Genomic DNA, 1,041 nt, shown 5'->3' with positions numbered 1-1,041 from the left:
TGTTATAAGCGTCAAGATAGCGCCTGCCGTCCGAGTCGAAAAGCCAAACACCCTCCCCACGCACGAGGTGGATCGGATTGGCGTAAAAGAGCTGAGACTTGGCCCCCAAAAGTTTGGCGCGTCGCGCCACCAGATCGGATTGCTGGGCCATGTTCTTATCTGTCAACGGTTGTATGCAGTTTGGGCGCTGCCGAGCCGAAGCGCCCTTGCCAATTGGCAGCGACTTCTTGATTGTACAAATGGCGCGGAGGGTTACCGGCCAGCAAGTCGTGCAGATTGTCGATCAAGGACTCCGTAAGTGCGCGCATCAGTTCAACGGTGTGACCCGCATTATGCGGCGTGAGGATTGCGTTGGCACAATGACGCAGCCGGCTTTCGGCTGGCAGGGGTTCGATTGCGAAGACGTCAACTGCCGCCCCGCCGAGGCGACCTGCCTGTAGCGCGTCTGCCAGCGCATCTTCGTCGATCAACGCGCCTCGTGACGTGTTGACGATCACGGCGCCTGGTTTCATCAGAGCAAGTTCATCTCTCCCAATCAAGCTACGACTGGCACCGGTCAACGTCATGTGGAGCGATACGACATCGCTCTCACGAAGGAGATTTGTTAGAGGCACTGCGGTCGCGTCCAGGTCTGCATCCGTCACTGCGGGGTCGGCGACAAGGATTCTCACCTGCCACGGCGCCAAAAGCTCAGCCACCGCTCGACCGATGCGGCCAAATCCGACCAGCCCTACTGTCTTTCCTCGTAGCATACGGCCAAGCACCAACGGCTCGCGCCAACTTCCATTCATCAACACCGTTTGCTTTTCTGCAACACGGTGCATCAAGCTCGCAATGAGCATCACCGTTGCTTCCGCCATGCTGTAGACACTCTCAGCCGGTGCTCCATGGCCGACCGCTATGCCGGCGAGCGTTGCCGTCTTGACGTCGAGTGGATCGACGCCGATCGTCGGAAAAACAATGCTTCTTAACCTCCCTGCCTTCTTCATCAAGGCGACCGGGAAACGACCCCGCGGCGTCAGCACCAGAATGTCGATGCGG

1 protein-coding gene and 1 pseudogene are annotated in these 1,041 nt (G+C 58.6%); both read right to left on the bottom strand.

The features are described from left to right. Positions 1-151 (bottom strand): annotated as a pseudogene (locus tag AC1D0I_RS32585) (aspartate aminotransferase family protein); the annotation flags it as partial. Positions 152-155: 4 nt separating this feature from the next. Next, positions 156-1,041, bottom strand: an 886-nt coding sequence (locus AC1D0I_RS32580) for an NAD(P)-dependent oxidoreductase (RefSeq protein WP_477400182.1), incomplete at its 5' end; no start/stop codon positions are given.

The sequence above is a fragment of the Mesorhizobium sp. P2_D1 genome, from assembly GCF_056404455.1.
This window is presented reverse-complemented; position numbering and strand designations above follow the sequence as displayed.